We start from the raw sequence: 13,864 nt of genomic DNA, 5'->3' as shown, positions 1-13,864 counted from the left end.
ATGGTCAGAGAGTTCGAACTACCGGACGTCGGCGAGGGAGTCGCGGAGGGCGAACTGGTCTCGTGGCTGGTCGAGACGGGCGAGGCGGTCACGGAGGACCAGCCGGTCGCGGAGGTCGAGACGGACAAGGCCCTCGTGGAGGTCCCCGCGCCGGTCGACGGTACCGTCCGCGAGTTACACGTCGAGGAAGGCGAGGTCGTCCCGGTCGGGACCGTGATCATCTCGTTCGACGTGGAGGGCGAGGAGAGCGAGGGGTCGCGAGCCTCGGAAAACGCGAACGGCGAGGCCGTGAGCGAGGCGGCCGAAGCGCCGACCGAATCGGCCGGAGAGCGGGCGAGCGAACCCGCCGGCGTCGACGAACCGAGCGAGCAACGGGGCGGCGACCCCGGCGCGACGGGGGCCGACACCGAGGCGGTCGCGCCGCCGGACGATCGCGTCTTCGCTCCGCCGCGCGTACGCCGCATGGCCCGCGAGGAGGGACTCGACCTCTCGAGGATCGAAGGGAGCGGCCCCGGCGGCCGGATCACTGCGGCCGACGTGCAGGCAGCGACTGGCGGCGACTCCAGCGCCGAACCGGCAGGATCGCAGTCACAGAGCGCCGGTGCGGCGGCAGGCGAGGCCGCATCCGGGACGGCCGATTCGACCGGTCGCCACGCCGGTGGCAGTGCCGCCGAGGGGACGACCCCCGAGGACGCGACTGCGGCCTCGAGCACCGGGCGACCCGAAACGTCGACGCAGGTCGAGTCCGCTGACCGCGAGCGGACGCTGGCCGCGCCGGCGACCCGACGAATCGCCCAGGAGGAAGGCGTCGACATCGACGCCGTCCCGGCGACCGAGGAGCGCGACGGCGAGGCGTTCGTCACGCCGGCGGCGGTCCAGGAGTACGCCGAGGCCCAGCGGCAGGCCCAGGAGGCCGACAGGGAGGCACTCGAAGCCGGCGAATCGGTCGGTACGAAGGGAACGGACTTCGCCGAGGGCGAGCGCGAACGCCGCGAGCCGTTCACGGGTGTGCGCAAGACGATCGCCGACGCGATGGTCGAGTCCAAGTACAGCGCCCCCCACGTCACCCACCACGACGAGGTCGACGTGACCGAACTCGTCGCGGCCCGCGAGGACCTCAAACCGCGCGCCGAGGAGCGGGGCATCGGGCTGACCTACATGCCGTTCATCATGAAGGCCGTCGTCGCGGCGCTGAAAGAGTATCCCGAGATGAACGCGGTCATCGACGAGGAAAACGAGGAGATCGTCTACCGCGATTACTACAACATTGGGGTCGCCACCGCGACCGACGTCGGGCTGATGGTGCCGGTCGTCGAAGACGCGGATCGGAAGGGGCTGTTACAACTCTCCTCGGAAATGAACGAGGTCGTCCAGAAGGCTCGCGACCGGACGATTAGCCCCGGCGAACTCCGAGGGTCGACGTTCACGATCACCAACGTCGGCGGCATCGGCGGCGAGTACGCGACGCCGATCATCAACTACCCCGAGGCGGGGATCCTCGCGATCGGCGAAATCAAGCGCAAACCGCGCGTGATACCCGACGAAAACGGCTCCGAGTCGATCGAACCGCGATCCGTGCTGACCCTCTCGCTGTCGTTCGACCACCGACTGATCGACGGGGCCGTCGGTGCAGCGTTTACCAACACGGTCATGGAGTACCTCGAGAACCCCAGCCTCCTCTTGCTCGAGTGATCGCTTCGAGGGCCGTGTTCGAGCCGACCGGCGTCTCGGACGAACCCCTGTAGACCAGTGCCGGCGCGCCCGTGACCTGCTGTGGGGTGGGTCGGACCCCGGCGACAGCAGCCCGGCTTACTCGTTTGGAACGACGTCGACGAGCACGTCCAGCGAGTCGGCAGCCTCACAGACCCGATCTTGGATCTCGGCCAACTCGAGGACGGGGTCATCGTTCTCGAGTGCCGACTGGAGGTCGGAGACGGACTTGAGGTACCGCTCGAGGCTGGCTTCCGTCGTCGCTCCCTCGAGATGGTCACCGAGGTCTATCAGGTGCTCGAGGATCTCCCGTAGGTGTCGGCGGTACGCGCCCTCGCTGTCACAGATTTCCTCGCCGTTCGTACGGGAGACGGTGGCGATTTCACGGGCGAGCCGGCTCCCCTCGCGTGTCTGCTGTGCTACCCGATCGGCCAACTCGTCGAAGAACCGGGCTCTGTCCTTGAGCGTCTTCCGCATGACGTACTGGGTGAGCGCGGTCTGGTCCCGTTTGACCCGTCCCAGCTCGGTCTCCAGGGCGTCGAGTCGATCGGTGATCTCCCCGATACCGTCCGGGATGTCGGGGGGCTCCCGTTCGACCGGCGTCCGATGTGGATTGTCGGTGTCGGTGACGTGGTCGATGATCGTCGCGAAGAGCAGGTCGTGATCGTAGGCGAACTCCCGAGGAGCCGGCTCCGTGGATTCCGTCCAGGCACCGTCGGGCGTCCGTTCGAACGAGCCCAGGAAGACTGCCGTCTCCGTTTCGGAGGGCATCGCGGACCGGTGCTGGTCGTGATACCGCTCGAGGAGCTGGCGGGATATGGTTTCGGCGTCGAGACCGTCGCTCCCGACGGACGGAATCTCGACGTCTGGCAGCTGTGGTCGCTCGTCTTCGGTCGTCTCTCGATACGTCAGCTCGAAGACCTCCACGGTCCGGTTCGACGTCGACTCCGCGTCGATGGCATCGTCCGTGTTTGGGACGGGAACGGTTTCCAGCGAGACCTCCTCGTACTCGATATAGAGCGATAGTTCGTTCGCCGAGGGACGTGGGAGCGACTTCGTCGTCACCTGCTCGACGACGATGGGGCGACCACGCCCGTCCAGCGCCAACCCCGGTTCGATCGTCACCTCGAGCCCGTCGTCGGTCTCGCCGATCGATCGAATCTCGAGGCCGTGGACGATTCCGCTCCCGACCACGAACCGGGAAAGGGCGTGCAATCGCTCGGCGTGATACTCCTGTTCCGCTTCCATATCGCGGGGGGTCATCAGTTTCCCGCTGAAGAACCGATTCTTCCGAAACTGCGATAGATCGCCCCGCTCCCCCGTACTGTGGTCCGAGTCCTGGGCCATGGCGTAGTGGTGTTGTTTATTGCGCCGCTATTCCATTTAATTATGTCTATTTCCAGGACTGGGTATCACCCGTGATCGCGAGCGAACGCCTCCGGTAACCGGGTCGGTCTCCGATCGGTGTCGCTCGCGTGCGACATCATCGCTTTAATCCAGTCTCGATCGTACTCGATCGCAATTTAGATCCGTTCTAAACAGAACCAACCTACTACGACGAATAATATATCCATTTCTAGTTGATTTCGGATCTGGCTGAGGAATAAGTTTTATATCATTTGTGTATAAATACAGTACTGCTATACCAGCGATTGGAGGAACGACATCAATGCCAGAGTACCTATCACCAGGCGTGTACGTCGAAGAGGTCGACAGCGGCACCAAATCCGTCGAAGGAGTCAGCACCAGTACCGCTGGCTTCCTCGGTGAAACGGAGCGGGGTCCCGTCGAGCCGAAACTCATCACGAGCTTCGCCGAGTTCAAACGAACGTTCGGCTCGAGTCCACAGTCGTCGGACCTCGACGTGGCCGTGGACGGCTTCTTCAAGAACGGGGGGAGTCGCTGTTACGTCGGGCGCGTTGCAGCCGCCGATGCGACCGACGTCGCGACGACGACGCTCGTCGACGAGGATCGAAACGACGTTCTCAAAGTCGAAGCGACCGGTCCGGGCCAGTGGGGCTGTTCGGTCGCCGCGATCGTCGAGGACGGACCGCTCTACGAGGAGGGCGAAAACGAGTACTTCAAACTGACGCTGCGATACTGGTCCTGTGACATCGAGGAGGTCAGCAAACCCACCTCCGACCAGCCCGACCCGGCTCCCGACGTGGAAGAAGTCTACGAGGACATGTCGGCCGATCCGGAGTCCAGCAAGTTCTACGAGAAACAGATCCCGGGCTCTGCGCTCGTGGACCTCGAACAGCTCGGAGCCGGACGACCCGCCGAAGGGCTCTCCTGGCTGTCGCGAGACGTCCCCGAGGAGTACTCCGACGGCGGACTGCTCCAGCTCGACGGCGACTCGGAGACTGCAGCCTACATCCCGGAGGATCTCGAGGATCGAGCGTACAACGAGCTCCAGGGAATCGCCGAGCCGTTCGAGATCGACGCCTCTCAGTCCCAGGACGATCTCCAGGCGGATCTCGAGGCAGTTCGCGACGGCGAGCTGGAGGTCGACGTCGATGTCGTCTCCGATCTCTCGCAGAAACCCGAAAACGAGGAGGTAACGCTCAGCGACTACGAGGGCGTCAACAAGCCCGGTATGCGGACTGGTCTCTCGGCGTTCCGGGAACTCGATGGCGTCTCGCTCATGTGTATTCCCGACGAGAACGATATCGAGGGGCTCACCGAGGCGCTCGTCGCCCACTGTGAGAACATGGGCGAGCGGTTCGCGGTCCTGCAGGCACCGCAGAACGCGGGAGCGATCTCGGATATGGAGACGCCGGTCGACTCCTCCTATGCTGCCTACTACTATCCGTGGATCGAGACGAAGGATCCGTTCACCAACCGGAAGAAGCTCGTTCCGCCGGGCGGTCACATTACCGGGATCTTCGCCCGCAGCGACGCCGAACACGGCGTCCACAAGGCACCCGCGAACGAAGTCGTACGCGGTATTCTCGGCGTGCAACACAACATCACGAAAGGCGAACAGGACATCCTCAATCCGCGGGGCGTCAACTGCATTCGGAGCTTCCAGGGCCGCGGGATCCGTCTCTGGGGCGCTCGAACGGCATCCAGCGATCCGTCCTGGAAGTACGTGAACGTCCGACGGCTGTTCCTCTACATCGAGCAGTCGATCGACGAAGGCACCCAGTGGGCGGTCTTCGAACCCAACGACGAGGACCTGTGGGCCCGCGTGCGCCAGTCGGCGGAGAACTTCCTGACGACGGTTTGGCGAGACGGCGGCCTCCAGGGCAGCACCGCCGACGAAGCGTTCTACGTCAAGTGCGGCGAGGAAACGATGACACAGGACGACATCGACAACGGTCGTCTCATCGTCGAGATCGGTATCGCGCCGGTCAAGCCAGCCGAGTTCGTCGTCTTCCGGATCAGCCAGGACGCCGGCGACGCGTAACACCGCCCACGCACCGTTTCCGACTATCACCTAACCCGATACGATAATGCCAGACTCACACGGACCACTCCGACAAACCGAATTCAAGGTCGAACTCGACGGCGTCGGCATTCCCGGCTTCGTCGAGATCGAACTGCCAGCGATGCGAACCGAACAGGTCGAATACCGCGAAGGCAACGATCCGTCGCACAACCGAAAGCTCTGGGGCGACACCCAGTACGACGATCTCATCCTCGTTCGTGGGGCCAACGAGAAAAACAAGGAACTCTACGACTGGCGGAAATCCGTCAACGAAGGGAAGATGGACGACGGTGGCCGGAAGAACATCGCCGTCATCGTCATGAACGAGGTCGGTGACTCGGTCCTCCGATTCGAGTTCACGAAGGCGTGGATCAAGGAATACCGACCACCCACGCTCAACTCCCACGGCGGCGGCGGCCAGGGTAACCTCGCCACCGAGGAGTACGTCATCACGTTCGACGAGATGGAACGGAAGAACGTATGACACGACCGTCGAACTCGTCTCCGGAGGCGTTCACCGTCCCGCGCCATCGGTTCGATGCCGAGTGGCGCGTCGACGACGAGGGTGTCCTCCATACCGGCGACTCGGCACCCTTCGCCAACCGCGTCGTCGTCGCCTGTGACGGTGGGGGGACTCGACCATGACCGGGGAGACGCTCCAGACCGAGTTCGAGTTCACCCTTCCACAGGGATACGTCGACGACGACGGCACCCTCCACAAGGAGGGTCGAATGCGCCTCGCGACCGCGGCCGACGAAATCGAGCCCCTGCAGAATCCTCGCGTCCAGACGAACTCCTCGTACCTGACGATCGTCTTGCTCTCGCGGGTCGTGACCGAACTCGGCGACCTCGAGACGATCGACGCGACCGTCATCGAGGAGCTGTTCGTCACGGACCTCGAGTACCTGCAGGCGCTATACGAGCGGGTCAACAACCAGGGGATGAACGCCGTCGAGACGGCCTGTCCGGACTGTGGCGAGGTCTTCGAGATCGACGCCGAGAGCGGCACGCACGTGACGACCGACGGACCGAACGGTGCGATGAATGCCGCCGCCATGGACGCCGGTGTCGGCGGCGACATCGGCGAACTCGGTGGGACGGAATCGTCGGGATTCGAATCCGCCGACATGCGTGCAGCCGGTACCGAACCGAACGACGGTGAGGGATCGGAGTCGGGAAATCCAGCGGAGTAGTCCGGCTGTACGAACCGGACCGCCTCTACGAGGAGGTCGCGTTCGTGGCCTACCACTTCGGGTGGAGCCACGATACGGTATTGAACATGCCCCACTGGGAACGCCAGCGCTGGTGTGAGGAGATCAGCACGATCAACGATCGCATGTCCGACTCGCCGTCCGACCAGTCCCGTGGCCGCCGTGGCCGACGCGGACGCGACCGCGACGGCGCGGGTGGAGGTATCGTGCTCCGGCAACCGCCGGATTCCGAGTAACCACGGCATCCGGCGTTCGGAGACAGTCGAGAACGCAGTAGTGAGATGATGACGACATATACGCACGAAAACGATCCGTACGCACAGTACAATTTCGAGGTCGAGGTAGACGGCGAGACCGTCGCCGGGTTCGCCGAAGTCGCCGGAATCACGATGGAACTCGACACCGTCCAGTACCGCGAGGGGGGCGTCAACGATCACGTCCATCAGTTACCCGGCCAGTTCGCTCACGCGAATCTCGTCCTCCAGCGGGGCCTGACCAAAAACACGACCTTCTGGGAGTGGATCCAGACGGTCATGAGCGGCACCATCTCTCGGAAGAACATCGTCGTCAAAGTAAAAGACAGTTTCAAAGGCGAGAGTCAGTGGGGGTGGGAATTCGTGAACGCGTATCCGACGAAATGGTCCGGTCCGGACCTGGTCAGCAACGAACGAGGCATGGCGATCGAGTCGATCGAGTTGGCATACGAGCGGTTCTCCAAGATGTCCGGGATGCCGGAGTAACGGTCACGAATACCCGTCCGACCTCGAGCCTCTTTCGGACAGTCGGATACCTTATCTTTAAGAGTATTCGACAAACATCATACGAAAAACTATGAGCAATCGATCCGAACCGGAAACGAAACAACCGATCCGAGCGGGTACCATCGTCGCTGGTCGACCGGCGTTCGGCGAGCGGGTCGACGGGGTGGGGCCGCGATGAGGCGCGTCGCGTCGAAGGCGACGAAGACCGTCAAAAAGAAACTCTCGCCGGTCTTGCGGCCGCTGGCCGCGGCACTGATTTTCGCGGTAGTCGTGACTGCCGTAGCCGTCGTGACGGGGCTCGTCGACTACGTCCCGGAGTCGACCGTTCCCGTCACGGACTGGGTACTTTCCCCACGAGTCGTCCTGTTGATCGCGGTGTTCGTCCTCGCAGTCGTCGTGATCGGCGTCCGTCTGCTGTATCTCCAGTACAAGGATGCGATCGCCGATCAGTGGGATCAGCTGTCGATCTGGGCACAGGCGACGATCGCGGGCGCGGTCTGTGGCCTACTCGTCGCGACCGGACTCGGTATCGCGACCCTCGTGGGGGTCGTTTCCCCGGTGTCCGTTCTCGCCGGGTCGCTGATCGCGTGGCCGGTCGCGACCGTCCTCACGCTCCGCCAGCGTCGGGAACCGGATCCGGACGACTCTCCGTCCGCGTTGCGGTCGGTACTCATCAGAACCGGTTACGCGCAGGTCAAACATCTCCAGACCCGCACGCTTGCTGGAATCGTCGGCTTCGTCGGCGCGGTCCTCGCGAGCGTCGGGATCCGTGCACTCGTTTCGTGGCTGCCGTGGTTCGATGGAACGCTCACCCAACTCCAGACGGTCGTCCTCGCGGCAGTCCTGTGGCTGATCGCGACGGTGCTCGTCTACAACCGCTACGAGTCCACGATCAGCGACCGGACGGACCTCCGAATCGTGGCGGTCTCGAGGTTGGAGTCACGGGACGGCCGCGAACTGATGATCAAAAACACCGGCATTACCCCCGTTGAACTGACGCAGGCGAAGATCCGTGATACGAAACACGACCTCTATCAGTTCGACGTCGGCGTCACGCTCGAGCCCGGCGAGCGCTGTAGCTTCGAACTCCCAGCCACGTTCCTACTCGAGTCCAACGAGGCGGCGATGGAGCTCCCGCTTGGGTACACGCTCAAACAGGGTGGTGAGCACCCGATCGTCTACACGCGGACCGGCGACCAGTTCGTCCTGCAGGGGAGCAGCGACGCCCTCGATCGCGACTCGGTCCGTGCCGGGACCCGATCGACGATCGGGATCGGTGCCGAGCCGACGCCACAGGAGTAGTCGATCGTGGCCCTCGGAAACGGGTGTCTCGTGACAAAGCACCCGTTTAGAGCGCCCCTGGCGCACAAACATTAAGTACCGTCTTTGTAATATCAAAACGAGATCGTGTACCGATACGTCGATCCGTCTTTCGAACTTCGAAAGCCCGTCGAATCGCCCCTCGAGTATCGACAGCGATTCAACGGGCCGTGATCGGGGAGTCTACCGACCTCGATCGCGAGCCGTCGGTACGGGAGATCGGCGTGACCCACCGGGCGGCAGCCGAGTCGTCGATGGGGATCGACTCGAGTGGCCCGTCGACGGTTGCTCGCCTCCAGCCCAGCGTCACGGCGATCGCGACGCTGACTCCCGACCGACTGGTCGGTGGACTCGGCGTCCGGATCGCGCGGAGACGGAGCCCGGTCCAGCTCTCGTTTCTCTCGTCCTTCGACGCTCCTCTCGACGACGAGGCGACCGACGAGCCTGGGGTTTCTCCGCCGACGTTCGATCGGTCGACGGATCACGACGATGCGTTTACCTACCGCACGAAACCCGGTCGTTCGGATCGGACCGGACCGGTCGCTCGATCGTTCGCGACGGCGAACGGATCGGCCACCCGGCCGTCGACGGAACGGGGGTCGATGACGGCCCGTGGGGTTCGATCGGTCGTGCCGAGTCGTCCCGACCGGTCGCAGTCGTCGGCGCTCGAGGAACCGACCACCCACGGCCAAGCGGCGTCTTCACGAGGAGGCGAGACGCCCCACGGCTCCGATGAAACTCGGCGACGGAGGGAGCTCGATCCGACGGCTGTCGATCGAGCAGCCGTCGGGACGGGGCGGGCCTGGCGGACGCCCGCACGGCGATCACCCGAGCGATCCGGATCGAGCAGTACGGGCCGGCTGGGCCGTCTCCAGCGACGCGCCAGCGCGGCCCCGATTGGTGCGGTGACGACCGGTGCCGTCACGGATCGCGCGTCGGCGCTCGAGTCGGGGGCTTCGAGTGTGTCGCCCTCCGGCGTCGACGATCCGCTCGAACGCGAGACGCCGTCGCTGCTCGTCTCGGAACGGTCGGTCGATCGGACCACGTCGGCCGGCTCGGTGGCGTCCCGACCGAATCGGCCCCGCACTCGAGGGCGACCCCTGCCGACGCTCGTCACCCGGAGTGGGTCACCCACCGCGGGGACTTGGGGGCCGGAATCCGAATCATCGGAGACCGTGGCACAACCGTCGGGGCAGCCGGTCGAGCACCCCGGTTCGGACGGTCGGTTCGCATCGCCGAGCGATCCTCGAACCCGGCAGATGGCACGCGTCTCGTCCACTCGCGGTGTGCAGGCGAATCGCAACGGGGGTCCCACGGAGACCGGTGTCGGGACCGGTCACGACGACGGCTCCTCCGCCATCTCGTCGTCCCGGCGAACCGGGGACACAACCACGAACGCGGGGGCACACTCGAGCGTGGCGACTTCGGGCGGCGACGTCGACCGACGAGCGACTCCGAGCGATCCCGCCGTCCGGCCGATCGGGGTCAGGGGCCGAGAACCGGACCCGATCGATCGGCACACGCGGACATCGACTTCACGGGGAATGGCCCACACCCACGAGGGCGGACGGACGCGACACGCGGCCGTCGACTCACACGACGGCACGACGATGCAGTATGCAAACGCTCGGCGAGTCGACGGGATGAACGGGCAGACGGCCGCTCCCACGCGGGACGTGGTCGCCGCTCGCGCCGGGCGCGAGCGGACGGATCGGTCGCGCCGAACCGGCTACGGCGGTCGAGAGACCGACCCGTCCGCCGCTCACATCGACGACCGCCCGCACGTGCCGACACCGCGGCACCGCTCAGTCGAACTCGGAGACGGCGACGAAATCGACGACCACACCGACGGGAGCACCGGCTTCGATCGTGCGTCCGGTCGATCCAGCCCGATCCGATCGCCCCTGGTCGAGTCGATCGGCCGCCGCCGACGACTGCCGCTCACCACGGTCACCGATCGGGTTCCGCGACGATCGGTGCTGGCACCGACCGCCTCGCCCGCAATCGAGGGGCCGCCAGCGGCCTCGCGGAGCGACTCCTCGTCGATCGCACCTCGAGTGTCCCACGCGTCGGACCGGGACGGAGCGGTGGCCGGCGACCAGCCGCCGTCCCACTCGTTGCTGTCGATCCCCCCCGTGACGGTGTCACCGTCGCCCCTCTCACAGCGGAGGGGTCCCCAGACGACCCCCTCGCAGCCGACAGCGTCGCTGCGACTGCCGACGCCTGCTGGTGACGCAGACGAGCCCGGCGATCGGCCGCCGACGATCGGCCGTCGGGACGGCTCCGATTCGGGCCCCATCGCTGGCACTCGAGGCCCTCGTTCACAGCGCGGTGCGACGGTCGAACGGCCCCCATCCGGAACGCCGTCGCCGTTCGAGTCACCTCCCCGCGCGGTCGGCGACGAGTCGGCTGCAGTCGGGACCGGCGTGACGCCGTCCGGGTCGGTCGAGCCGGCGGGGTCGGCTATCCGTTCGTTCTCGAGCAGCCGGTCGACTGACCACGGACGCTCTCGCGGCCATCGTGGCGGTGAGGGCGGTTCCAGCACCGTCCCGTTCGGCGACGGACAGTCGAGACAGTCCGGCAGCCACGGGCGCTCGGACGGTCGTGAGCCGGCGTTCGTCGTTCGGCGTCGGTCGTCTGCGGCGACGGTCGCGCCGTCGAACGGAGGAGACCCGACGCCGTCCGGCCGGTCGGTTCGCTCGCGTGGGCTATCGCCGACGCGGTCCGATGGCCCACCGTTCCGGCCGCGCTCTCGACCCGAGAGCGGCGGTCCCACTGGACGGTCCGTGGGCCGACCGGAACCGAACAGCACGCCGGAGCGACACACGGTCGAATCGGCTCGCTCGACCCGAATTCGGTCGCTGGCCGCCGCCGTCGACTCCCAGTCGGCGGGCGAGCCGCCGGCCGCCGACGCGAATCGACGGCTATCGGGAACTGTCGGCGCGGAGAGGAACCCCGTCGGAACGAACGTCTCCTCCGCCCGACCGGAAACCCGGCCGCAGCCGGCGCTGTGGCCGTCGCGACCGACGGACCGACGCTTGGGACGGAGCCGGCGCTCGCGACGAGGTCTCGAGACCGGAGCGCGTTCCGGAGGGGACGTGAGATCGACCCGATCGTCGCGGCGCGACAGCGTGACCCCGGATGGACTCGACGCACGTGCGGACGCGCCCGACGTCGCGTCTCGACTAGGATCGGCCGACGGTCCGACCGGCGTCCGCGCTTTTGATCGTCGCCGGACGACCGCGGCGGGCGGATCGCCGGCTCCCACCGTTACCACACCCCCGTCGGTGGGGAGTCGTCGCGGATCCACGACCGCTCACCCGGTCTCGGCGCTCGGTCGCGGCTCCCCGTCGGCGATCGAGGCCGACGCCCCGTCACGTTCTCGTCGACTCGGGGACCTCGAGCCCGCAACGCGACGCGGCGTCGGCCAGGGGGCACCACGCCGCGATCGATCCGGACCGAACGCGCTCGAGTCGGCCACCCGACTGTCGGTGCGCAGGACGGTGACCGAACGTTCGTCGCCCGACCGGTCGACCCTGGCGACCACGGCGACCGGATCGAAACCGATCCGACGGTCCTCGGAATTTCCAGCCTCGAGTCGCGGGCGCGAAGCGAGCGGGGAGCGGCGGCGTCGGGAGCGACGTTCCGAGCCCCGCCGATCGCGCTCCCGTCCGACCGACGCGACGACCCGGAGAGACCGTCCGTCGTGGATGGAACGGGAGCGACCGGGGACGACCCGCCCGCCGACACACGACGACCGGTCACTGCGATCCGAACCGGGGGCTCCCTCGACGGGCGATTCGAATTCGGCCTCGATGGTATCACGACCGATAGCTGATCGGCCTTCGGGGTCGAGTTCGGTCGCGTCGCCTCCCTCGAGACCGCGAGCCGACCGCGGTGGCCTTCCGACCGGTCGCGACGAGGCCGGCCGGGCGACGCCGAACGCGATGGCACCGCCGGTGGTGTCGTCGACTGCCGCCGAATCGCTGGCCCGAGCCACGGCCGCTCGCCGCCGGACGGCTCGCTCGGGATCGGCCGCCTCCGGAGCCGGAGCGGACGGGTCCCGCCGGACGGCTCGCCAGTATCGGTCGTCGGCGGTGACTGACTCGATCGGGTCGGAGTCGATTCCGGCGCGAGACGAGACGCCGCCGATCGGCCCCGCTCGCCGAGGATCACGGCGGAACGGTCTCAGTGGCTCCGTGGGGGCTGCGAGTACGACGGACCGGCAGCGACCGGGCCGGTCCGCCGGGGATCGCCGGCGGAATCGAGCCGCTCGATCGATGGCCGCCAATTCGCGTCCCACGTCGGAGTCGATCACGATCCACCGTCTCTCGACGAGTCAGGGAAGCGCTAGTGGCAGTCCACGCCTGCACTATCGGGCCGACTCGGATTACGCCGCCGGATCCGACCCTTCGGTCGACGGCTGGAACGGTACTAGTACCCCGTTCGGGTCGTCGAGGGTCGAATCCGCTCGAGGTCCGGCCCCACCTACACCCGTCGGATCGGAGGCGACGATGGCCGGATCCGACACGACCGCGACGGGGAACCCGGACGCGACCGGGACGGTCGGATCGCTGGGGGCGACGACGAATCGGCCGCGATGGACGGACCGCTCGAGCGTGGCTCGCTCCGCGGGCCCTGCTGCGACCGAGCCCCGATCGGCGGCGGGGATCGATCGGCGGGCCGATACCGCCCCGTCCTTCGAACGGACCGGCGTTCGTTCGGATCAGCGCCCAATCCAACCGCCGACGATCGCCGTTCGGTCGGGATCGTCGACGGAGCGGGTCGACGGGCGGTCGGCGACTGGTGGGCAGCCGTCGATCGATCCCGTCGGCTCGCGTCGAGGCCGTATCGCGGCGACCGTGGATGCGCTCGACGACGGTGACGGCCCCGTCGGCTCCGATGGGGCGGATTCGATCGTAACGCCTTCGCTCCGGTCCTCGAGCGCAAACGCGGCCGTTAGCGGCGGGCAACGGCTCCAGTCCCGTCTCCGTTCGCGAGGGCAGTCACCGGCGGATCCCCCAGTGACTCGATCGGCGGCCCCAACCGAGCGCGGTCGGGATCGGACGGCTGGGCCCTCGCTCGCGGTCCCGACGCGAGCGGACCAGCCGGAACCGACACCGGAGACGCCGGGGGAGTCGTCCCGGCAGCAGTCGCCGATATCGACCGTGAGTCAGCAGCATAAACCAACAACTAATACTATTGAATCAACAGAATCCAACACGGGTGTGAACGGGATGCAAACGAGTACCGCGTCGGGGCGTCCATCGTTGACGTACCGGACGACGTCGACGGTCGCTCCGACCGTCGATCAGGGCGGACCGAATCGATCGAACGCAACGTCGCCGGGCCCGACGACCGACTCGGCGGGCACGTCTCGAGAGCAACGCCGCCCACCAGCCGACCGGGTGGCCGAGAGCGACGACCGTCTG

The 13,864-nt window shown here is 66.5% G+C and carries 10 protein-coding genes; 8 read left to right on the top strand and 2 right to left on the bottom strand.

The annotated features are described in order from the left end of the window. Complete coding sequence (locus J0X27_RS07910; protein WP_207271815.1) at positions 1-1,692, top strand: 2-oxo acid dehydrogenase subunit E2; 1,692 nt, start codon at positions 1-3, stop codon at positions 1,690-1,692. A 117-nt stretch (positions 1,693-1,809) separates the two neighbouring features. Here J0X27_RS07910 and cis13 read toward each other — a convergent pair whose 3' ends face one another. Next, positions 1,810-3,057, bottom strand: a complete 1,248-nt coding sequence (gene cis13 / locus J0X27_RS07905; protein ID WP_207271814.1) for a CIS13 family contractile injection system protein — start codon at positions 3,055-3,057, stop codon at positions 1,810-1,812. A gap of 322 nt (positions 3,058-3,379) precedes the next feature. Between cis13 and J0X27_RS07900 the strand changes: the two genes are divergently transcribed. From J0X27_RS07900 to J0X27_RS07870, 7 genes are all read left to right on the top strand, one after another. After that, positions 3,380-5,119 (top strand): phage tail sheath family protein, encoded by a 1,740-nt coding sequence (locus J0X27_RS07900; protein ID WP_207271813.1) that lies wholly within the window; start codon positions 3,380-3,382, stop codon positions 5,117-5,119. 46 nt (positions 5,120-5,165) lie between these two features. Beyond that, positions 5,166-5,624 carry a phage tail protein gene (locus J0X27_RS07895; RefSeq protein ID WP_207271812.1) on the top strand — a complete coding sequence of 153 codons (459 nt, stop codon included), beginning with the start codon at positions 5,166-5,168 and terminating at the stop codon, positions 5,622-5,624. Then, complete coding sequence (locus J0X27_RS07890) at positions 5,621-5,785, top strand: hypothetical protein (RefSeq protein ID WP_207271811.1); 165 nt, start codon at positions 5,621-5,623, stop codon at positions 5,783-5,785. Before J0X27_RS07895 ends, J0X27_RS07890 begins: the two co-directional genes overlap by 4 nt. Beyond that, positions 5,782-6,333 (top strand): hypothetical protein, encoded by a 552-nt coding sequence (locus tag J0X27_RS07885; protein WP_207271810.1) that lies wholly within the window; start codon positions 5,782-5,784, stop codon positions 6,331-6,333. The genes J0X27_RS07890 and J0X27_RS07885 overlap by 4 nt, the downstream gene beginning before the upstream one ends. Positions 6,334-6,377: 44 nt before the next feature. Then, positions 6,378-6,587 (top strand): DUF6760 family protein, encoded by a 210-nt coding sequence (locus tag J0X27_RS07880; RefSeq protein WP_207271809.1) that lies wholly within the window; start codon positions 6,378-6,380, stop codon positions 6,585-6,587. 48 nt (positions 6,588-6,635) lie between these two features. Continuing rightward, positions 6,636-7,091, top strand: coding sequence for a CIS5 family contractile injection system inner tube adaptor (cis5, locus tag J0X27_RS07875; protein WP_207272055.1), 456 nt, complete (start codon positions 6,636-6,638; stop codon positions 7,089-7,091). Between the two features lie 195 nt (positions 7,092-7,286). Beyond that, the gene (locus J0X27_RS07870) at positions 7,287-8,414 is read left to right on the top strand and encodes a lamin tail domain-containing protein (RefSeq protein ID WP_224214616.1); all 1,128 of its coding nucleotides are present in this window, start codon (positions 7,287-7,289) and stop codon (positions 8,412-8,414) included. Between the two features lie 1,780 nt (positions 8,415-10,194). Here the strand turns inward: J0X27_RS07870 and J0X27_RS07865 are convergent. Beyond that, entirely contained in the window at positions 10,195-11,208 is a 1,014-nt protein-coding gene (locus tag J0X27_RS07865; protein WP_207271808.1) for a hypothetical protein, read from the bottom strand. Positions 11,209-13,864 lie beyond the last annotated feature (2,656 nt).

It is taken from the genome of Natrinema longum, from assembly GCF_017352095.1.
In the GTDB taxonomy this organism is placed as follows: Archaea; Halobacteriota; Halobacteria; order Halobacteriales; family Natrialbaceae; genus Natrinema; species Natrinema longum.
This window is presented reverse-complemented; position numbering and strand designations above follow the sequence as displayed.

Coding starts and splice junctions, on each gene's coding strand:
- J0X27_RS07910 (WP_207271815.1), top strand. CDS start 1: ATGGTCAGAGAGTTCGAACTACCGGACGTCGGCGAGGGAGTCGCGGAG.
- cis13 (WP_207271814.1), bottom strand. CDS start 3,057: ATGGCCCAGGACTCGGACCACAGTACGGGGGAGCGGGGCGATCTATCG.
- J0X27_RS07900 (WP_207271813.1), top strand. CDS start 3,380: ATGCCAGAGTACCTATCACCAGGCGTGTACGTCGAAGAGGTCGACAGC.
- J0X27_RS07895 (WP_207271812.1), top strand. CDS start 5,166: ATGCCAGACTCACACGGACCACTCCGACAAACCGAATTCAAGGTCGAA.
- J0X27_RS07890 (WP_207271811.1), top strand. CDS start 5,621: ATGACACGACCGTCGAACTCGTCTCCGGAGGCGTTCACCGTCCCGCGC.
- J0X27_RS07885 (WP_207271810.1), top strand. CDS start 5,782: ATGACCGGGGAGACGCTCCAGACCGAGTTCGAGTTCACCCTTCCACAG.
- cis5 (WP_207272055.1), top strand. CDS start 6,636: ATGACGACATATACGCACGAAAACGATCCGTACGCACAGTACAATTTC.
- J0X27_RS07870 (WP_224214616.1), top strand. CDS start 7,287: ATGAGGCGCGTCGCGTCGAAGGCGACGAAGACCGTCAAAAAGAAACTC.